The sequence below is a fragment of the Neptunicella sp. genome (assembly GCF_048268085.1).
In the GTDB taxonomy this organism is placed as follows: Bacteria; Pseudomonadota; Gammaproteobacteria; order Enterobacterales; family Alteromonadaceae; genus Neptunicella.
In genome coordinates, this window is record NZ_JBLWWF010000005.1 from 186,207 (window position 1) to 206,503 (window position 20,297).

The 20,297-nt window shown below is 38.8% G+C and carries 17 protein-coding genes; 13 read left to right on the forward strand and 4 right to left on the reverse strand.

The features are described 5' to 3' along the window. Nucleotides 1–3 precede the first annotated feature (3 nt). The 4 genes from ACTD55_RS05855 (at nt 4) to ACTD55_RS05870 (ending at nt 5,791) form a co-directional block, all read left to right on the forward strand. The gene (locus ACTD55_RS05855; RefSeq protein ID WP_438863376.1) at nt 4–1,899 is read left to right on the forward strand and encodes an XrtA/PEP-CTERM system amidotransferase; all 1,896 of its coding nucleotides are present in this window, start codon (nt 4–6) and stop codon (nt 1,897–1,899) included. Nucleotides 1,900–1,904: 5 nt separating this feature from the next. Further along, complete coding sequence (locus tag ACTD55_RS05860; protein ID WP_438863377.1) at nt 1,905–3,116, forward strand: TIGR04063 family PEP-CTERM/XrtA system glycosyltransferase; 1,212 nt, start codon at nt 1,905–1,907, stop codon at nt 3,114–3,116. A gap of 31 nt (nt 3,117–3,147) precedes the next feature. Next, nucleotides 3,148–4,359: a glycosyltransferase family 4 protein gene (locus ACTD55_RS05865; protein WP_438863378.1), complete on the forward strand. Its 1,212-nt coding sequence runs from the start codon at nt 3,148–3,150 to the stop codon at nt 4,357–4,359. Between the two features lie 79 nt (nt 4,360–4,438). After that, nucleotides 4,439–5,791, forward strand: a complete 1,353-nt coding sequence (locus tag ACTD55_RS05870; RefSeq protein ID WP_438863379.1) for a putative O-glycosylation ligase, exosortase A system-associated — start codon at nt 4,439–4,441, stop codon at nt 5,789–5,791. Here ACTD55_RS05870 and ACTD55_RS05875 read toward each other — a convergent pair. After that, complete coding sequence (locus tag ACTD55_RS05875) at nt 5,788–7,029, reverse strand: glycosyltransferase family 4 protein (protein WP_438863380.1); 1,242 nt, start codon at nt 7,027–7,029, stop codon at nt 5,788–5,790. The two genes, ACTD55_RS05870 and ACTD55_RS05875, sit on opposite strands and share 4 nt — an antisense overlap. A 136-nt stretch (nt 7,030–7,165) precedes the next feature. Between ACTD55_RS05875 and ACTD55_RS05880 the strand changes: the two genes are divergently transcribed. Genes ACTD55_RS05880 through ACTD55_RS05890 form a run of 3 tightly spaced genes read left to right on the forward strand, consistent with a single transcriptional unit; the run spans nt 7,166 to nt 10,907 of the window. Continuing rightward, nucleotides 7,166–8,371: a glycosyltransferase family 4 protein gene (locus ACTD55_RS05880; protein ID WP_438863381.1), complete on the forward strand. Its 1,206-nt coding sequence runs from the start codon at nt 7,166–7,168 to the stop codon at nt 8,369–8,371. 41 nt (nt 8,372–8,412) lie between these two features. Further along, on the forward strand, nt 8,413–9,864 hold the full coding sequence (locus ACTD55_RS05885; RefSeq protein WP_438863382.1) for a lipopolysaccharide biosynthesis protein: 1,452 nt from the start codon (nt 8,413–8,415) through the stop codon (nt 9,862–9,864). A gap of 35 nt (nt 9,865–9,899) precedes the next feature. Beyond that, on the forward strand, nt 9,900–10,907 hold the full coding sequence (locus ACTD55_RS05890; RefSeq protein ID WP_438863383.1) for a glycosyltransferase family 2 protein: 1,008 nt from the start codon (nt 9,900–9,902) through the stop codon (nt 10,905–10,907). 1 nt (nt 10,908) lies between these two features. Here the strand turns inward: ACTD55_RS05890 and ACTD55_RS05895 are convergent, their stop codons facing one another. Further along, a complete protein-coding gene (locus ACTD55_RS05895; RefSeq protein ID WP_438863384.1) occupies nt 10,909–11,595 on the reverse strand; it encodes a tetratricopeptide repeat protein in 687 nt (228 codons plus the stop codon). A gap of 149 nt (nt 11,596–11,744) precedes the next feature. On the opposite strand from ACTD55_RS05895, the gene ACTD55_RS05900 reads away from it, so the two are divergent. From ACTD55_RS05900 to ACTD55_RS05915, 4 genes are read left to right on the forward strand one after another with little or no spacing between them, the layout of a single operon-like run. Then, a complete protein-coding gene (locus ACTD55_RS05900) occupies nt 11,745–13,490 on the forward strand; it encodes an asparagine synthetase B family protein (RefSeq protein WP_438863385.1) in 1,746 nt (581 codons plus the stop codon). Nucleotides 13,491–13,492: 2 nt separating this feature from the next. Then, nucleotides 13,493–14,434, forward strand: a complete 942-nt coding sequence (locus tag ACTD55_RS05905) for a polysaccharide deacetylase family protein (RefSeq protein WP_438863386.1) — start codon at nt 13,493–13,495, stop codon at nt 14,432–14,434. Nucleotides 14,435–14,436: 2 nt separating this feature from the next. Beyond that, nucleotides 14,437–15,177 (forward strand): GDSL-type esterase/lipase family protein, encoded by a 741-nt coding sequence (locus ACTD55_RS05910; RefSeq protein WP_438863387.1) that lies wholly within the window; start codon nt 14,437–14,439, stop codon nt 15,175–15,177. Continuing rightward, complete coding sequence (locus ACTD55_RS05915) at nt 15,152–16,306, forward strand: acyltransferase family protein (RefSeq protein WP_438863388.1); 1,155 nt, start codon at nt 15,152–15,154, stop codon at nt 16,304–16,306. Before ACTD55_RS05910 ends, ACTD55_RS05915 begins: the two co-directional genes overlap by 26 nt. Here the strand turns inward: ACTD55_RS05915 and ACTD55_RS05920 are convergent. Further along, nucleotides 16,303–17,322 carry a GNAT family N-acetyltransferase gene (locus tag ACTD55_RS05920; RefSeq protein ID WP_438863389.1) on the reverse strand — a complete coding sequence of 340 codons (1,020 nt, stop codon included), beginning with the start codon at nt 17,320–17,322 and terminating at the stop codon, nt 16,303–16,305. The two genes, ACTD55_RS05915 and ACTD55_RS05920, sit on opposite strands and share 4 nt — an antisense overlap. A 1-nt stretch (nt 17,323) precedes the next feature. Next, complete coding sequence (locus ACTD55_RS05925; RefSeq protein ID WP_438863390.1) at nt 17,324–18,463, reverse strand: DegT/DnrJ/EryC1/StrS family aminotransferase; 1,140 nt, start codon at nt 18,461–18,463, stop codon at nt 17,324–17,326. Between the two features lie 174 nt (nt 18,464–18,637). On the opposite strand from ACTD55_RS05925, the gene ACTD55_RS05930 reads away from it, so the two are divergent. Then, complete coding sequence (locus ACTD55_RS05930; protein ID WP_438863391.1) at nt 18,638–19,438, forward strand: hypothetical protein; 801 nt, start codon at nt 18,638–18,640, stop codon at nt 19,436–19,438. Continuing rightward, nucleotides 19,438–20,262: a hydrolase 1, exosortase A system-associated gene (locus tag ACTD55_RS05935; protein ID WP_438863392.1), complete on the forward strand. Its 825-nt coding sequence runs from the start codon at nt 19,438–19,440 to the stop codon at nt 20,260–20,262. Before ACTD55_RS05930 ends, ACTD55_RS05935 begins: the two co-directional genes overlap by 1 nt. Nucleotides 20,263–20,297 lie beyond the last annotated feature (35 nt).

Sequence of the window (20,297 nt, forward strand, 5' to 3'; positions counted from 1 at the left end):
AGAATGTGTGGAATCGCCGGTATTTTTCATCTAACTGAAAATAACCAATTAGACCCTAATATCATTGCCAAAATGAATGATCGTCAACATCATCGCGGCCCGGATGCCGGTGACTATTTTTTTGATCCTGGTGTTGCATTAGCACATAGACGCCTGTCGATTATTGATCTGGAAGGCAGCCCGCAACCCATGATGAGCGCAGACCAACGCGCTTGTATTGTATTTAATGGCGAAATTTATAACTACAAAGAACTGCATCAGGAACTCTCTGCCAAGGGCTATCAATTTAATACAGATGGCGATACCGAGACCATTCTAAATGCCTGGTTGGAGTGGGGCGAAGAATGCGTACATAAACTACGTGGCATGTTTGCCTTTGCCATTTGGGACAGACAAAAACAATGTATGTTTATCGCTAGAGATCGCCTTGGTATCAAGCCTTTTTTCTATTCATTACTGCCAAATGGCGAATTTATTTTCGGCTCGGAATTAAAGGTTTTAAAACAACATCCACTATTTGATAAAACCTTGCGAAATACGGCAGTGGAAGACTATTTCACCTTTGGCTATATTCCTGAACCCCACACCATTTATCAAAACACCTATAAATTATCTCCCGGCCACTGTTTTTTATTAGAAAAAGGCAACAATCAACTGCCGGTACCCAAAGAATATTGGGATGTTCCGGTACATTTCGAGAATGATTTATCCGCAGAAGCTGTCAATCAACAGCTTGTTGAACGATTAAAAGAAGCCGTTAAAATCAGAATGGTGGCAGATGTACCACTCGGTGCCTTTTTATCTGGTGGCGTGGATTCCAGCGCTATTGTGGCGTTGATGGCGCAGCTGCAATCCGATCCCGTCAATACCTGTGCTATTGGCTTTGATGTTAAAGCTTTCAACGAAACTGAATATGCCCAACAAGTGGCAGATCAATATAAAACCAATCATCGAATGGAAGTGGTCGATCAGGACGATTTTGATTTGGTCGATAAGTTAGCCGACTTATATGATGAACCCTATGCAGACAGCTCAGCGATGCCAACTTACCGAGTATGTGAGTTGGCCCGCAAGCACGTTACCGTCGCCCTTTCAGGCGATGGAGGGGATGAGTTATTTGCCGGTTATCGCCGTTATAACCTGCATATGCATGAAGAAAAAATACGTCGCTTATTGCCGCTTGGTTTACGCAAAGCGATTTTTGGCCCATTGGGCAAACTCTATCCCAAACTGGACTGGGCACCCAAATTTTTAAGGGCTAAAACCACTTTTCAATCAATGGCATTAGATACCGTTGAAGGCTATTACAACTCCATGTCCTTATTGCGCAAGGATGAAAGAAGAAAACTGTTTTCGGATGAATATAATGCCAGCCTGGGCGACTATTCTTCTCTTGAAGTATTCAGAAAATACGGTGACAAGGCCAAACACCTCGACCCGTTAAAAATCACCCAGTACATTGATATGAAAACCTATCTGGTAGGCGACATTTTAACTAAAGTCGACCGTGCCTCAATGGCACACTCGTTGGAAGTGCGAGTGCCATTGCTCGATCATAAGTTCATTGAATGGGCGTTTAACACCCCATCCGCAAGCAATTTATCTAATGGTGTAGGTAAAAGCGCGTTTAAAAAATCATTAGAGCCGCACCTGTCCGACGATATTCTGTATCGTCAAAAAATGGGCTTTGCAGTGCCACTAGTTGCATGGTTAAGAGGCCCGTTAAAACAACGTTTGTATGATGGATTACTATCCCAGCAAATGACGGAGTCGGGTTACTTTAATATGAAACGTATCAAGCGTTTAATTGATGACCATGTCAATGGACTAAGAGATAACAGCGCATCGTTATGGGCATTGCTTATGTTTGAATCTTTTATGCGTCAGCAATTGGATTGATTGTGATGAAAATTTTACATGTACTTGATCATTCTATCCCATTACATAGCGGCTATACCTTCCGCACCCGATCAATTCTCAAGCAACAACATCAATTAGGTTGGCAAACCTGTCATGTGACCAGCCCCAAACAAGGTGCTTTTGACAGTGAGATAGAAGAAGTCGATGGCTTGGCTTTTTATCGCACTAAGGTACCGCAAGGTATATTGACTAAAGTACCTGGCGTTAATCAACTTGCTTTAGTTAACCCGTTACGAGATCGAATTCTAGAAGCCATCAAGATTGAAAAACCAGACGTTATTCACGCCCATTCACCGGCTTTAAATGGTTTAGCTGCACTTAAAGCCGCTCAACAGGCTGGCTTACCTGTGGTCTACGAAATCCGCGCTTTTTGGGAAGATGCTGCAGTCGATCACGGCACTTGCAAGGAAGGGGATATACGTTATCGGTTAACTCGTAAAATGGAAAACTTTGTAGTTAATCGTGCAGATGCCGTGACCACTATTTGCCAAGGGTTACGCAATGATTTAATCCAACGAGGAGTACCTCAGGAAAAAATCACCGTAATTCCCAATGCAGTGAATATCGAGCAATTCAACTTAATCACTGATAAAGATGCTGAATTGGCTAAGCAATTGGCGTTGCAAGATAAAGTCGTTTTGGGATTTCTGGGTTCATTCTATGGCTACGAAGGCTTGGATCTGATTGTTCAGGCTATGCCTCAAATAATCCAGACCATACCTAATGCCGTGCTGCTGTTGGTGGGCGGTGGTCCTCAAGAACAGAATATCAGGGAACAAGTTAAAACATTGGGGTTGGACAATGTTGTCATTATGCCGGGCCGGGTGCCACATAACGATGTAGGACGTTACTATAGTTTAGTCGATCTGTTAGTTTATCCGCGCAAACCAATGCGTTTGACCGAATTAGTGACCCCCCTTAAACCGCTGGAAGCGATGGCACAAGGTAAGTTGGTACTTGCCTCTGATGTGGGTGGCCATAAAGAGCTAATTAAAGACAATTCCAATGGCTGGTTATTTGAAAGTGGTAATGTTACTGAGCTAGCCAATAAAGCTATTCAAATATTGAACCAACAACAGGATTGGCCAACGATAATCGCTAATGGCCGCAAGTACGTGGAGAACGAACGTAACTGGCGTAACTCTGTAGCCAATTATCAGCAAGTGTACCCTCAGCTAGTAGGCTCAAAAAAATGAGTCATTTTTTGATCCGGTGGCTAGCTAAACAATGAAAATATTAGTCTTAACCACTCTGTATCCTAATAGCGAACAACCTAGACACGGTATTTTTATTGAAAACCGTGTTTTGAATTTTAAAGCGATGTATCCCGATACTGAGATCAGAGTAATGGCTGCAATTCCCTGGTTTCCATTTTCATTCGGTATTTTTGGTGAATATGCAAAGTACGCCCAAATTCCCGCCTCTGAGGTGCGTAATAATCTCACCATCGACCATCCTCGTTATCCCGTCATTCCTAAGATAGGAATGAGTTTGGCCCCCATGTTGATGGCAATGGCACTGTTACCCAAACTAAAAAAATTACAACGTGACGGTTTTGATTTTGATGTGATTGATTGTCATTATTTTTTCCCCGATGGTGTGGCGGCGACTTGGTTGGCTAAAAAGTTAGGCAAGCCCATTGCTATTACTGCCAGAGGCAGCGACATACACTTAATACCCCAATACACCTTACCAAGACGAATGATTAAATGGGCGCTCAGAAATTGCACCCAGGCGATTGCAGTGTGTAAAGCGTTAGCCGATGAAATGCGGCATTTGGCCCCTCATTGTAAAAGTGTTGAAGTAGCCAGAAATGGGGTTGATTTAATTAAATTTTCTCCTGAAGAAGATAGAGATAAATTACGACAAAAACTTGGCATTACTGGTTTTACTTTATTGTCTGTGGGTAATTTAATAGAACTAAAAGGCCATCATTTAATTATCGAGGCATTAACACAGTTACCAAATATTCATTTATGCATTGCCGGGCACGGGCCACTGGAAAACAGTTTAAAAAAACAGGTAAAAGAACTTAACTTAGACAATCGAGTGACTTTCTTGGGTTTATTAAATCAACAACAATTACGTGATTATTATGCCGCATCAGATGCTTTAGTACTGGCTTCAAGCAGAGAGGGTTGGGCAAATGTGTTGCTTGAATCGATGGCCTGCGGCACGCCTGTTATTGCCACTGCAATTTGGGGCACTCCCGAAGTAGTTGCCAGTAAAGAAGCCGGTTTACTAATACCCGAGCGTAATGTTGAACAAATTAGACACACCATACAGCAATTAGTTGAACATCCACCAGTGCGTTCTTCTGTTCGACAATACGCAGAACAGTTTTCTTGGCAACATACTAGTGACCTGTTATATACCTTATTTACTAACCTGGTTAACCAATCACATGTTCAACAAGCACCCCGGACACAGTCGTTATGATAGATAGCTTATATCTCGCTGCCGACATATTGTGCCTATGCTATCTATTTTATTACTCTTCCAAAAAGGAAGATAAATAATGCGTGATCTAGCTTTAGTTTTTCTACTTTTTGTAGCTATCTTTTATGCATTTAAACGTCCTTATTTAGGTGTTTGCGCATGGGTATGGATTGCACTTACTGCGCCTGCAGACTGGGCATTTGGTTTTTCAACGCAATTTCGTATGAATCTGACCATAGTTATAATTACCGCTATTGCCTATCTATTAAGAATGGAAGATAAAAAGTTCAAAGGCGGCTCAATTAGCGTTTTAATCTTCCTTTTCGGGTTTTGGACAATACTGTCATCGTATTCAAACATTACCGTTTATCCAGAACAAGTCTGGGGTCATTGGTTTGAATTTATGAAAGTATTGATGTTATTTTTATTCATTATTCTTACTATGAGAAGTCGCTTACATGTAGACACTTGTATATGGGCAATTGTGCTTTCCATTTCTACATTTGCAGCATCTGGAGCATTTAAATTTATAGTATCTGGAGGAAGTTATAGAATTGTCGGTGTGGCAGGTCAGATACAAGACCGTAATGATTTAGTTGTCGCGATCAATATGTGTATTCCGTTAATTATTTATCTGGCGCAAACCTGTAAACATAGCATGCTTAAAAAGGGGCTATGGGGGTTGCTAGCACTAAATATTATTGCGGTAGTTGGTACATATTCTCGAGCTGGCTTTGTAGGGCTACTTATTATAGGCGCTGCATTTTGGTGGAAATCCAAAAGCAAATTAAAAATTGCAGCAATTGCACTATGCATTATTCCACTATTTTATTCATTTGCTCCCACTGAATGGAAAGAAAGGCAATCTACAGTTGAAACGGCGGCCACTCAGGATGGCTCATTTATTGGACGACTTTGGGCATGGAAAATATCGACTATGATTGCAGTGGATCACCCTTTAACTGGCGGAGGTTTTAGAGCCGTTATTGATCCAGCAATTTGGTATTATTACGCACCTATGACGCCTAATTATCCTCCACTAAAGACTCCACCAATACCAGATACTCAACACTCATTAGCCGCACATAATATATACATGCAAGTACTGGGCGATCATGGCTTTGTTGGATTAGGTTTATTCTTATTGATTTTCTATAGAGCTCTGAAAATAAATAAAGATACTCAAAAAATGGCGATACAACAAAACCAGCAATGGATCGCTTATTTGTGTAGTGCATTGAGTCTATCTATTATTGGATTTTGCATTAATGGCGCTAACGTGAGCCGAGCCTACTTTGATCTGGTATATGCCGTGCTAGGTATTATTGTAGTTATGCAGGTGAATCGCTCAGCGTTATTAGCAAAAACAAAACATCGCTCAGACACAGTGGAACAAATAAAGAGCGATAATCCAGATATTAAACACTCTTAGTTATCTATTGATTTGATTAAGGTAGCGACCTTGGCCGCTCCTTGTCGCCTAGAATACCTAGTTATATCGGTAACGGTATTTGTTGGTGGTGGTTGTAGCATTGTGATAATTGCACTTTTTATTTGCTCAACATCGTCGATTTCAGCACTAACAAAAGGGCAGTTAGCCTGATTGGCAATAGTAATAGTATCGCTATTTTCACCTGCTAACATCAGCACGGGCTTGCCCGCTCTGAAATATTCAAATAATTTAGCTGGAATTTGCCAGTCACAAGTGCGATGTTGAAAAATCATCAGTACATCAACACTGAACATTTCTGCTAATGCATAACGGTAATCTTTACGTTTTTTGAACTCGACAATATCGTCTATCCCTAATTCGATAACTCTTTGCTGATATTCATCATCATTACCGGTAGCTCGGAAACGGAATGCTATCTTATTATGATCAAGCAAATTTTGCTGTTTCAAGTCCGCCAAAGCCTGAAAAAAGCACTCGGGATCTCTCTCATATCTCGGTAAAAGTCCACTGTGTAAAAAAATCTTACGAGAGTCTTTAGCTAGAACAGGTAAAGATTCAAAATCAGTTTCATCAAAACCGTTTTCAATTAAATGAAATTTATTGTGCAATTTTTGAGGGTAACGTTTTTTATATTTTTTTATAGTTCCAGGAGAGGTAAAGATAACCGCTTTAGCACGATGAATAACTTTACTTTCTATCCACCGCAACATGCGTAGCTGTAAACTATTATGCCAAGTTTCCTCTTCCCAAACCGGATCTCTTAGATCAATAAATAACGGTTTTTTGTATAGCTTTGCGAGCATATAACCAATTACCAATGCGGATGCTATCGGATATGTTGCCCAAACCGCATCGACCTTATGTCGTTTGAAAATATGACGACTTTTTATCAAGGTTGAAGGGATCCAGCTTACCCACGGATCCGGTAATGCTAACCATGAAATATATTTTCCCTTTATGGCAAGATGTCGGCGAGTATCTAATGCCCAACTACGATAAATTGGAATATTATCGTCAATTTGTTCGAGTAATATATTATTATTGCTGTCGCTAAATTCATAAGCCGTTGAATTAGCGGTTAAAATAATAGGGTTGAAATTAAATTGTGGTAAATACTTAGCAAATTTGAGTACCCGTAAATACCCACTGCTAGCAGAGATCGGTGGGAAGTGAAAAGAAATCATTAAAATAGTAATGGGTTTGCTTACATCAGGCACAGCAAGAGATACAATGTTTTGAGAAATGAATACTTTGCAGACTGCATCTTTCTGTCAATTTAGTCAATATGAAAGCATTCGATGAAATATATTTCCTGGCATATATTCATTCAGAATTGAAATTAGAGGGATTAAGGTGAAAATTGGAATTGTTACAACATGGTTTGATCGTGGTGCAGCTTTTGTTTCTCGACAATATGCTGATGTTTTAGCTAAAGAAAATGATATCTTCATTTTTGCAAGAGGCGGAGAAAAATACGACAAAACATCAGAATATTGGCAAGTTTATCCTGTATTTTGGGGTAAAATTTTCAAAGACAGTGAAACCAGAATAGATTGGTCTGAATTTAAATCTTGGATTAAAGATAATCAAATCGATCTTGTTATATTTAACGAACAAAAAGATTGGGAAATCATCGTGGATGCCAAAAAGCTAGGCATTAAAACGATAGCCTACATTGATTATTACACACAAGAAACAGTACCATTTTTTAGTCTATATGATGGATTGATCTGCAATACAAAACGACATTTCAGCGTATTCGATTGGCATCCAGGCGCATTTTTTATTCCTTGGGGCACAGATCTTAACAAGTTCGACTTTTCTAAACTTGATCAAAAATCTGAATTTAAGAGACCGGTATTTTTTCATTCAGCAGGCATGGGAGGAATAAAATTACGTAAAGGAACTGATTTATTAGTACGCGCTTTTTCTGAAATTAAAACTGATGCCGAACTCGTCATACACTCGCAAGTGCCAGTAAATTACTATAAAGAAATAAGTGAGCTTATTTTGAATAATAAAAATATTACTTTTATTGAAAAGTCTGTTTCCCCTCCAGGGCTTTATCATTTAGGTAATGTCTATGTTTACCCAACTAAACTCGAAGGTATTGGCTTAACGATTTGCGAAGCACTCGCCATGGGATTGCCTGTCATCACAACTGATTGTGCTCCGATGAATGAATTTATTACTCATGGTGAAAATGGTTTACTCGTGTCGGTTGACAAATATATTAGTCGGCCAGACGGTTATTATTGGCCAGAAAGTATATGTAACCTGGAGAGCCTGAAAGATTCCCTGCAATATATTGTAGATAACTTTTCAGAAGTGAAAACTCTATCAGCTAACGCACTTAAGAGTGCAAATCAGCATTATGATTGGGAGGCTAATTCGGCACAACTATGCGAGATAGTCAAAAATGTGATGGAGAGCCCTTCCTTTAATGATGAAAATATCTCACATAAAGCATTAGGTTACACATTTAGTGAGAGAGAAAATGTTCGTTCACTTTTCAAAGCAATAACCAGAAAATTTAGACGTAATTTTTTGATAGGTTAAACGGATGTAAGTTAGCCTAATAGCGATAAATAAAGGAAATTATGTCATCAATTAAAAAGTCACTCGTTTGGTCTTTTAGTGAACGGTATATCAGTCAAATCATTACGCTCATTAGCTCGATGGTATTAGCGAGATTATTAACACCAGAAGAAGTTGGCATATTTTCTTTATGTGCTGCGTTAACTATGATGCTAACTATTTTCCGGGATTTTGGAGTTAGTGAATATATTATCCAGGAAAAAGAGCTAACTAAAAATAAATTGACGGGTGCTTATGCATTGGCCTTTGTCATGGCCTGGTCTATTGGTTTTATCTTATTTTTAGTCAAAGACAGCATTGCCAGTTTTTACCAAGAACCTGGGGTTGCTCATATAATCGCCGTGCAAGTACTTAGCTTTTTAGTTTTGCCACTCGCGTCTCCCGGTTTTGCGCTATTAAACCGGGAAATGAGCTTTAATAAAATATTTCTTGTACAAACCCCTTCCACCCTAATTCATGCTATTACAGCCATTTCATTAGCCTATGCTGGCTATTCCTATATGAGTTTAGCTTGGGCATCATTAGCCAGTATTATTTCACAAACGATACTTGTAACTTATCTTAGACCCAAAGAATCACTATTAATGCCAAGCCTAAAACAAATGCGATATGTCTGGCGATTTGGCATGACCTTTAGCTTATCCCGCACCATTGAAGTGGTAATGAACAATGCTCATGAGCTGATCATTAGCCATCAGTTTGGCTTTGCTCAATTAGGTATTTTTAGCCGTGCAATGGGATTGGTTAATTTATTTTGGGTAAATGTAACTTCCGCTGTCACACGAGTAGCAGCTCCTTCTTTTGCGTTATCATTTCATAAGTCACGAGAAAATTTACTGGCCGATTATTGCAATGCCATTGCTTATTTTACGGCTTTAGCTTGGCCATTTTTTGCCTTTGTCGCATTAGAATCAGAGAATATTATTTATATTCTATTTGGTGACCAATGGCTAGCCGCCGCTCCTATTGCAACGATTCTAGCTTGCAGTCAATTTATATGCACTTTTTCAACACTTGCCCCCAATGTACTTGTAGCAACAGGGCATGTTAAAAAGCGCTTATGGATTAGTATGATAATTGCCCCGATACATATTATCGGAATTATCATTGCTTCATATTTTAGCGTGTACTGGATTGCTGGTATCTGGGCGTTAACCTGGTCGATTGCAATGGTTTTATATAATTATCATTTATACCAAATAACAGGGTTTACTTATAAACAACTTTTTAAATCAGCCTCTCCAAGTATGTTTATTTGTATCATGACCATAGCGCCGGTAACACTCATAAAAATATTGGAAGTTGACTCAATGAGAAATTCAATTTCCATTTTCCTATTAAATTGCATATTGTTCGCCATTGCGTGGCTAATAATGATTTATGTGACTAAGCATCCGTTTTCCAGAGATATTTCTTCTGTTATAAATAATCTAAGAAAACATAAACGGATTTAAGTTTATCTGATGAGCATAATTAAATGAGAAATAACATGACTAGTGAAACAATGAATGAACTGAAAATTGCCGTTGTTATTCCTTACTATCAAAAAAAAGCCGGGTTATTAGTAAATTGCCTCCGCTCAATATTCAATCAGACCATTGCAGCTAATGTGCAGGTCATTATCGTCGATGATAGTTCTCCATGCTCAGCTTCCAGTGAACTACAAAGCACAACTGAATTTCCAGACGATAAAATAACATTAATTGAACAGGCAAATGGTGGGGCTGGCGCTGCCAGAAATAGGGCTCTTAATGCGGTAACTACTGATACAAATTATGTCGCATTTTTAGATTCAGATGACAGTTGGAAACCGCACCATATAGAGAATGCTATAAAAGCATTAGAGCAAGGCTATGATGCCTATTTCTCTGATTGGTGGTCTTATAATTTTCCCGAATCGACCAATTTTGAACGTATTCAAACACTTGACCCCACTCAACATAAACTAGTTGCTGGCCTATCGGAAGTTTATGAATTAGGTATGACGCCGATAGAGCATATCCTTAGTGATGGCGGTGGAGTGATACAGACTTCAACCGTGGTGTATAACTTTAAAAAATACCCGAATCTGCGCTTTCGTGAAGAATTTTTTAATGGACAGGACTTTTTCTTCTGGATGGATATGGGCCAACTTGGTGCACAGTATGTATTTTCGACTCAAGTAGGTTGCGATAATGGCGAAGGTATTAATATCTACCAAGGTTCAGGTTGGGGAACCGAACATTCATTACGAAGAGTTCGTAACGAAATGTTTGTTTGGGTCTCTGCAGAAAAATTTTACCCATTGAGTACAGAGCTCTTTAAAAAGAATCGTAAAAAAATTGGTAACCTACAAGAGGCTTTCGCTCGGGATATTTTTCATCGCTTGATAAAAAGAAAACCAATCAATCGTGATTACTTTGTAGATATTCTTAAAATGAAACCCAATAGTATTTTTTATCTACTTTTTATGCCATTTCGAATTGTGGCAGAAGTACTTATAAATAAGCTTAAATAGCCTATTTTATAGGATAGCCCACCTCGTTTAACATATTCTTTAGACCCGGTAACTGAAAACCCATTTTATATGCAGAGGCCGCTCTTTTTTGGGCGTTTTCGTAATCCTTAAGTTTAAAATAAGTTAATCCCATATTGTATTCTAACTCAGCTCCTTCCATCCCCTGCTTGATTGATTCTTGATAGTATTCTAGTGCTTTAGGGTATTCCCCTTGGCGGTGTTTATGAATAGCCCAAACCATCCATAATTCAGGTTGTTTACCGCCAAAAATACTAATGGCTCTTTGGAAGTAGCAATCGGCAGTATAAGGCAATGCTTTTTGTTTTTTCGCGTAGTATTCGGACGTACTTCTTTTATTCTCAAACCTAGATGCCGTGTCAAGGGCATCGACGTTATTAGGGATTGCCCGTAACGTATAATCAAGATCTCCAGCCAGTTGAATTGATGTACGCCCTTTTTTAAGTATTTTAATATCATTAGTAAAATGATAATTGGTCACAATAGTCACACTATTTTCTTTTTTTCTACCGCCAGCGCCTAATGCATGATTTGCGGGATCAAAATAATCTATAGGACCATATTGGTCAGGACCATAAATAACTTTTCTGCATACCCCACTCTGCCCAGCTAACACAACGGAACACATGCAGCCCCACAATAAAATAGCGAATGTTAGTTTGGTGCGCATATAAAGCATATCTTTATTTCTCGCTTGCAATATACGACAAATATAATATATCCAAATTGAAATAGCGATAATGGGCTTAACTTAACCATTGCTATAAGTTTTTGATTTAGCAACAATAGTCGTGTTCATGGAAGTATTGAGTAAATATAATGAGTTCATCCGCTTTACCTATCACCCACAAACGCCTTGAAACGGGATTTTCCGAGGATTTTTACTGTCAGGTTGTGATTAGTGCACATAACAAAGTCAGTCATTTTGACAGTGATGAGTTAAATATTATCTGTAGCAGTAATATTCAAATTCATGGGCAACGCTCTAGTGCCAAGGATATAGCGCAGCGATACCAAGCACGTCGAAACATTAGTGATTTATACAGTAATCTTAATGGCGCGTTTTGGTTGTTAATTGTTGATAAAAAAAATCAAACTATATCGCTGGTTAACGACCACGTTGGTATTCAGCCCTGTTATTACACTTTGCAAAATGGCAATTTGTATATCAGTGACTCACTTAAATTAATCAAACAACAAGAGTCTGTTAGTTGCACATTGGCGCCCCAGGCCATTTATAATTATTTTTACTTTCACTGTATTCCGGCACCTGACACTATCTATAAGGAGTGTTTTAAACTCGCCCCAGCTAATGCGGTTATTTTTGACGCCAATGGTGCATTCACAACTGAGAACCTATATCGCCCCATATTTGCCAAGCATTTAGATAATCCTCAACAAGCACACATAGATTGCTTAAGCGTTATTGAACAAACGGTTAAACAACAAGTCACTTCGGATTGCGGCGCGTTCTTGAGTGGTGGTCTGGATAGTTCAACCGTTGCGGGTATGTTAGCCAAACATCAGCAACCAGCGAAAACATTCTCCATTGGTTTTGAAGTCCCCGCTTTTGATGAAACAGCGTATGCCCAAATTACCGCCGAACACTTTAATACCCAGCATGAAACGTTATATTTGAAACCAGAGATGGCCGCCAAGGAGTTTGTTAAAGTCGCGCAGTACTTTGATGAGCCTTTTGGTAATTCATCTGCCATGGCTGCCTATTTTTGTGCCACCTTCGCTAGGGAACATGGTGTTACCCATTTATTAGCCGGCGATGGGGGCGATGAATTGTTTGCTGGCAACGAACGCTACGCAAAACAAAAAGTATTTGAACATTTTCATCAAGCCCCAAAGTGGTTACAGGCCTTACCCAGATTAGCCTTTAATAACCCGTTGGCTGCGAACCTTCCCGGTTTAAAAAAAGCCACCAGCTATATTAAACAGGCAGATGTGCCATTGCCGGACAGGCTGGAAAACTACAACTTTATTAAACAGCTGGGCGCTGACAATATGTTCCCCGCTGCTTTTTTAACTGAAGTAGATCAAGAACAACCGATTGAACTTAAGCGCCAGCGCTATAAACAATGCACCAGCGATGATCCCGTCGACAGTATGTTGTATCTGGACTGGAAATTTACCTTAGCTGATAACGATTTAGTCAAAGTCACTAAAATGTGTGAACTAGCCGGGGTAACGGTGGATTTTCCGCTACTAGATCGCAAGTTGGTTGACTTTAGTTGCACTATCCCGGCTGAAATAAAATTACCCGGTGGTGAGTTACGGGATTTTTATAAAAAATCCTGTAAGAGCTTTTTGAACGAAGCCACCTTAGCCAAAAGCAAACATGGGTTTGGTTTACCTTTTGGCGTATGGATGAAAGAAAACCAGCAACTTAAAGAATTAACATTAGCGTCTTTACAAGCCTTTAAAGCCCGTAAAATTGTTAATGATTCTCTTATTGATCAGGCGCTTAAAGCCCATCAAAGTGTCCATGCCGGTTATTATGGTGAATTGATATGGATAATGGTTATTCTGGAATTATGGTTACAAGGTAACGAATAGTCATGTTGCATTGGATGCTAAAACAACTATCTCAACTTACCAGTAAGAATAAACTTAGCATTCTTATTTACCATCAGGTTTTTGCGCAAAAAGATCCCATGCGTCCTTCTGAGCCAGACGCAGCCGAATTCGATTGGCAAATGAAATTGCTAAAAGACCATTTTAATCCTTTACCACTCAGTGAAGCCATTACCTTGCTCAAGATGAATAGGCTACCGGCCAATTCGGTATGCGTTACCTTTGATGATGGTTATGTGAATAATCTGACTGTCGCCCAGCCCATATTGGCTAAATATGAGATTCCAGCCACCGTTTATGTGGCCACCGGTTTTAGCCAAGGTGGTAATATGTGGAATGATCGACTGATTGATCTAATCGGCAATAGCAGTCTATCGGAATTTAATTTATCGACATTACAATTACCCAGCGAAAACGTTACCGATATCACTAGTCGCCGAGAATTAGCCTATAAATTAATCCCATTAATTAAATATCAGGACTATCAGCAACGCATTGCCATTATTGATCAGTTATATGCCGATAATCAGGCCGATGAAGTGGCCAATAAAATGATGAACCCTGCACAGATAAAACAACTCGCAGAAACCGGGGTAGAAATTGGTGCTCATACGGTTGATCACCCCATTTTAGCTAGTCAAAGTGCTGAACAACAACACCAACAAATTAATCAAAGTAAACAGCAATTAGAACAATGGCTACAGCAGCCTGTAGTGGGTTTTGCTTACCCCAATGGCAAACCTGTTGAGGATTATCCACTGAGCGCAGTGGAAATTGTTAAACAAGCCGGGCTTGATTATGCGGTATCGACCAGTTGGGGGATATCCACACCACAAAGCGATATGTTTCAATTAAACCGCTTTACCCCATGGGATAAGTCACCACTTAAGTTCCATCTTCGGATGGTTAGAAATATGCTGCCCTAAACGTGATAAACGGAAGCACTAAAAATGCCGCAATCGCGACTTATTTAATTATTTTGCATGTTTTGCTCGTTATTTTAATCGTCAAAACAAATTTCATTCCTAGAGTAATAAATAAGCTGGGCTATGCCCAACCATCAGAAGAGCTGGGAGAATACTACTATAAGCAATTGGCGTTCCAACATCGGGTTGATAAAAATCTTCCATCTCAATCAATTATTTTTATAGGTGATAGTCATATTGCGAGCCTAGCCGTGTCTGCAATTAGTGATCACTCTGTAAATTGGGGGATTGGCAAAGACACGACTTGGGGAGTATTACAACGTATATCAACTTATGCTTCTTTAGACAAAGCAAAACTAATAGTTATTGCAATTGGATTCAATGACTTAGCTATTCGTAGCGATAATGAAATAACACAAAATTACCGCGCAATAATAACACGCGTTCCTCCACATATTCCTATTTTATTCAACACGATTTTGCCAGTAAATGAAACGGTTAAAAATAGTGTCTCATTGAATCAGCGCATAATAAACATTAATAAAGCATTACAAGATATTTGTAATCAATCAGAACGATTAGATATTTTAGACATGACAGATGTCTTAATCGGCAAACAGACCAGTTTGAGGGATCAATATTATCTTGCTGATGGGATTCATTTGAGCCAAGCAGGTAATCAACTTTGGATAAGCAACATAAAAGCCTTTATCCTACATGACAAAACAAAAAAAAGCATATAGACGTATGGACACTAAAATCACATCCCCTAGATCACAGTATATAGATCAATTAACCTGGCTACGTGGCATTGCTGCATTTTTCGTTATTGTCTCGCATTCTATTAATGCAACCAATGTTGCATATGTAAAGCACGATACAGTTGATCATTTTCTTTGCCTGACGTTATTGAATTTAGGTAGCTTTGGAGTGGTGTTATTCTTCGTACTAAGCGGTTGTACGCTATATATCAGCAATGCCAGTAAGGTCGGTCATCGGTATATTCCTCAATTTTATATCAAGCGTTTTTTCCGGATCTGGCCACCTTTTGTGATGGCACTCATCATTTATATGTTGTTTAGCCTGTTTTTCCGGATGGCATACACCTCCCCTCAAGGCTATTGGATCGAAAAGCAGTTCTTAGCAAATTATGACTTTTTTGATGTGCTCAGCTATTTAAGTTTAACCTTTAATATTACCGGTCCAGAAGGATTGTTTAATAATGCGTTTTGGAGCTTACCTGTTGAGTTTCAATATTATTTAATCTTTCCATTGATGATTGCTTTATTACGTTTAAGTGGTGTGCTGGGTGTGATATCACTATGCGGATTACTCTATTTTTTACCTAAATTAGGCTTCGTGAATTACGAAGCTCCGGCTTTTTTTAATTTAGCTTATACCTTCGGTGGGGGAGTTTTGATTGGTTATATCTATACGAAAAAAACCTTTCATTTATCGGCCCGTATTGGTGTGGTTTTATTATGCTCATTCCTTTTATTAGCATCTGCAGTAACTAACCGAGTGTTTGATTTACCTGATGTAGTGATATTGTCGAACCAGTGGAATTGGTATGGGTTAATTGGTATAGCGACTGTATTTACCTGCCTGTTTTCTAACTTAAATCTGCATGGCAAAATTAAAACGTTTTTAATGCATTACGGTAATATTTCTTATAGTACATACCTTTACCACAATGTATTTATCGGTATGGCAGTTTTATTTAGTTTACATTTTGGGGTTCATTCTGGAGGATTAAGATTAATCCTAACATTTACATTTACCTTAATTGCGACCTATTGGGCGGCCACGATATCATACAAATATATAGAGATGCCGTGTATTAAATTAGGTCGGAACATTAGTAAACACTAACTATTGAGTTTTTTAAACAGTTTAATAAATGCCAATAAAAAATTGATCGGGTACCAAGTTAAATGATTGATTGGACGAAGTTCTGAATCTAAACGTTTGTGCCATTCCATTGCTTTACCAAAAAACTCAATGTTATGAATCCCTTCTTGAGGATGCTCAGCATAATAGCGCAGCATATCGACTTTCATTTGTAGAGCAGGGGACGATTTGCTATAAGCATCATCAAAGGTGGTTTTTAGAATAATTAGAGTATGATTTTGAATAACGCATAAATCACAAGCAACAATCTGTTGGTCAATAGTGTAATACCATACGCAGGCTTGGTTTTTCTGAGCAAGTTTAGCCATCATCTCTGTATAGTATTTTCCTTGAATATTATCCGGTTCAATAGCGGTTCCTAAATCAGCTTTCCAGCTTTTAGCCTCTATTTCGGCATAAGTTTTAACACCTTGTACTACATCCTCAGGAGTATCGACTTTATAGCAATCTAATTGCTGTTCTGCTTTAGCGGCTCGATTGATGACTTTGTTATAGTTTTGCCGCAAGTTTTTGCCTAACGATTTAAAATAATCGTCAAATATCTCAGGAACAGGTCTATTCCCAGTAATAATATATTCGCTCAATTCATATTGTTGCTTGTTGGGAAGCGTCAGATTTTTACTATCGAGTTGCAAGAAATCTAATTGGATGACAACCCCTGGTAATGCTTTACACAGGGACTGTAATAGTTCGTCAGTGAAATGATTATGAGTTGTAACCATTAAACACAATGGGGCTTGTGATGGCATGATAGTTTCCCACCTTCCCCATGCTTTTTTACGTAAAAAAAGCATGCAATTGATTGCACCCTGTTCTCTCCCAATAGCCAATAATGCATCATCAGAGAAATAATATGCCAGTAACGGTTCAATAAACTCGGTATTCAAAATAGCTAAATTTTGGTTATCTTGATTTAACTCATTCCAACGCTTTTTATATTGTTTAAACTCGTTTGCAGGTAAAAAAGTCCATTCCATTTTATTGGCACTCCAAAGATGTAATTGCTTGAATGATTATATCTAATTCGGACTTTAATAATTGTTGATGGCATGGTAACTGAATCAATCTCTTACGATAGTCTTGACTAACTTCACAATCCGAGATCGCCACTTCTTCCCAACGTAATATCTGAATGCCTTTTTTTCTTAATTCAGCAAAATACTTTTCGTGTTTTAATAAGAATGGTACAACATAAGGAACACTGTGATGAACCTTATTATATAAGGGCTTTCCTATATCTGAATTAACTAAATGATTAACCAAATAAGTAAAATTCTCCTGCCTTTTTTGTATGATCTTATCGATACAACTGTGACGTAAAATAAGCTCTGTGTGACGAAATCCACTGGAAGTTAAATCTTTTTCAGAAAAATAAGTGAGTGATGGTAAATTTTTACTTTCTGCCTTTTTTAACACATTCACTTCTGGTACACGTTTACTTCCGCGATTGAATTTCTTTCTTATTTTATTAACTAAAGGGATTACTCCTACTAAAAACATTATACCTTTTATTTCTTCCAGCCAAGTGCAGTAACTCACTCGCGGAAAACTAATCTTTTTAAAATACAGCGCACCACCATCTATACTAGGTAATAGTTTGTTTATACTACAAATTTTAGCATCTGACTGAGTATTCAAAGGGTGACTAATACCTAAAAAATCAAACAATGCGTGAGCACAATCCTCAATAACCAGAATATTTTTCTGCTGAACTGTATTAATGACCTGTTGAATATTTTGAGCAAAACCAAAATACCGAATGACCACACAATGAGTAACATCATCTTTGAGAATATTTTTGAGTTGCTCAATATCAACACTAAGATCAGGCAATAATGGATAAAAGCGAATCTCATAATTTAGCCATATAAAGGGTTCGACTAAAGCAGGGCAGTGGTAAGCAGGAATAAGCACGATATTCTTTCGGTCAGTATATTGTAATTTTTGACCTGCAATTCCCATCGCACCTCTACCATTACGGGTTAGCAATATATGGGATGATTTTTTTAGCGAGGCTCGAAAATCTAACTTTCTGAATTGGAATTTAGGCGACGCCTTAATTATTACTTCAGGAAAATCGTTCGCGTTAGCTATTGTTGGTGGGAATAATACTTCCATTTATCCATAAATTTTTATTAGTATGTATTAAACTCATGCTACCAACATTGTACTTTAGGTAACAATTTTTTATTCGGTTATTTGAAATAAACACCGCTAAATTAAGGGAAGTAAGTTGCTTAATCTTGTAATTAAAATAATCAATAACCTGCAGTTAACTCAGTTACCCACATCATGTTGATATCAGGCCATTTCATCCCTTCCTCGACAGGTAATATTCTCCTCACGCAGTATGGTGAATTGTCCGACACCGCGATTTTGTGTTTACCCTCAATTACTGAAGAGTTGAACCTAGCGCGGGCTGTGGTAGCCAAACAGGCACATATTTTTGCCACACAGGGAATTGCGACAGTCAGTTTAGATTACGCAGGGACAGGTGACAGTGAAGGCGAATTTGAGCACGTGACTTGTGACGATTGGCTAGCAGATATTATTCATGCCGGTGAATGGATGATGGCTCAGGGAGTGAAGCGCATTATATTGTGGGGCGTACGATTTGGTTCTTTATTAGCGTTAACTCATCAACAATTGCTAGCGGATAAATTACCTATAGTAGCGCAATTACATTGGAAACCGGTTATGAATGGTAAACAGTTCGCCAGCCAGTTTTTAAGAATTAAACAAGCCAAAAGTATGATGACCAATGGTACGGACAAAACTAATTGGCGAGAGCTTATTCTTGCGGGAGATACTGTTGAAGTAGCGGGTTATCCGCTAACCGGCAATCTTTTAACCTCTATGGAAGCCTTAAAAGTATCTGCTGATTTTCAGCCCAATACCCCTCTTGCTTGGATTGAACTGGCCGCTAATACGCCCACGCCCGCGGTGACGCGCTATATGGATAATTGGCCATCTGATACTTGTCAATTAGAGTGCATTAATACCCCCGCTTTCTGGCAAATTCCCGAAGTATTTGATTTACCCGATTTATATCCGCTTAGCTTAGCGGCATTGAAACAGTTGGAGATGGTTTAATGGAATCGGCGATTAGTTTCAAGATTAACCAACATGCTACCTTGGGTATTTTACATCGTCCTGAATCTGCACTCCCTACAGCAGTATTGGTTGTGGTGGGAGGGCCTCAATATCGGGTAGGCAGCCATCGGCAATTTGTGCAATTGTCCCGGTTTTTAGCTAACCAAAACATTGTTAGTTTTCGCTTTGATGTAAGAGGAATGGGCGATGCCGCTGGAGCGAAACAACCATTCGAGCAACTGGATGAGGATATTAAAGCCGCAACAGATTGTTTATTAGCACAATGCCCTGAGGTATCTAAAGTCGTAATCTGGGGATTATGTGACGCTGCCTCGGCAGCCTTGTTATATGCCCATCACGATTCACGTATTAGCGGTTTGGTATTACTTAATCCATGGTTACGTAATGATCAGGCAATGGCTAAAACCATGGTAAAGTTTTACTACCTGCAACGATTACTATCTAAAGCGTTTTGGCAAAAATTATTTAGTGGCAAGGTCAATATCGGAGGTAGCCTGAAAGAAGCCAAAGGCATGGTATCGAGCAGTTTACAAAAAGATCAGCAAAACACTCAAAGCTATCAGCAAGGTATGTTAGTCGGGGCACAACTGTTTAATGGGCCGGTTTGCTTAATATTAAGCGGCAATGATTTAACTGCACGAGAATTTAGTGAACAAACCAAAGCCGAAAAAAAATGGCAATCAGTGGTTAAACAAAAATGGCAGGAACATAAACTACCTGAAGCCGATCATACTTTTTCTGCTAATACACACAAACAACAAGTTGAGTTAATCACATTAAAATTTATCACAACATACCAATAATCCAGCCTGCCTTTGTAAAAGAGTCTCTTCGATAA

Excerpts from the sequence above, each read along its gene's own strand:
- ACTD55_RS05855 (WP_438863376.1), top strand. The coding sequence starts at position 4 with ATGTGTGGAATCGCCGGTATTTTTCATCTAACTGAAAATAACCAATTA.
- ACTD55_RS05860 (WP_438863377.1), top strand. The coding sequence starts at position 1,905 with ATGAAAATTTTACATGTACTTGATCATTCTATCCCATTACATAGCGGC.
- ACTD55_RS05865 (WP_438863378.1), top strand. The coding sequence starts at position 3,148 with ATGAAAATATTAGTCTTAACCACTCTGTATCCTAATAGCGAACAACCT.
- ACTD55_RS05870 (WP_438863379.1), top strand. The coding sequence starts at position 4,439 with ATGCGTGATCTAGCTTTAGTTTTTCTACTTTTTGTAGCTATCTTTTAT.
- ACTD55_RS05885 (WP_438863382.1), top strand. The coding sequence starts at position 8,413 with ATGTCATCAATTAAAAAGTCACTCGTTTGGTCTTTTAGTGAACGGTAT.
- ACTD55_RS05890 (WP_438863383.1), top strand. The coding sequence starts at position 9,900 with ATGACTAGTGAAACAATGAATGAACTGAAAATTGCCGTTGTTATTCCT.
- ACTD55_RS05895 (WP_438863384.1), bottom strand. The coding sequence starts at position 11,595 with ATGCGCACCAAACTAACATTCGCTATTTTATTGTGGGGCTGCATGTGT.
- ACTD55_RS05900 (WP_438863385.1), top strand. The coding sequence starts at position 11,745 with ATGAGTTCATCCGCTTTACCTATCACCCACAAACGCCTTGAAACGGGA.
- ACTD55_RS05905 (WP_438863386.1), top strand. The coding sequence starts at position 13,493 with ATGTTGCATTGGATGCTAAAACAACTATCTCAACTTACCAGTAAGAAT.
- ACTD55_RS05915 (WP_438863388.1), top strand. The coding sequence starts at position 15,152 with ATGACAAAACAAAAAAAAGCATATAGACGTATGGACACTAAAATCACA.
- ACTD55_RS05920 (WP_438863389.1), bottom strand. The coding sequence starts at position 17,322 with ATGGAATGGACTTTTTTACCTGCAAACGAGTTTAAACAATATAAAAAG.
- ACTD55_RS05925 (WP_438863390.1), bottom strand. The coding sequence starts at position 18,463 with ATGGAAGTATTATTCCCACCAACAATAGCTAACGCGAACGATTTTCCT.
- ACTD55_RS05930 (WP_438863391.1), top strand. The coding sequence starts at position 18,638 with ATGTTGATATCAGGCCATTTCATCCCTTCCTCGACAGGTAATATTCTC.
- ACTD55_RS05935 (WP_438863392.1), top strand. The coding sequence starts at position 19,438 with ATGGAATCGGCGATTAGTTTCAAGATTAACCAACATGCTACCTTGGGT.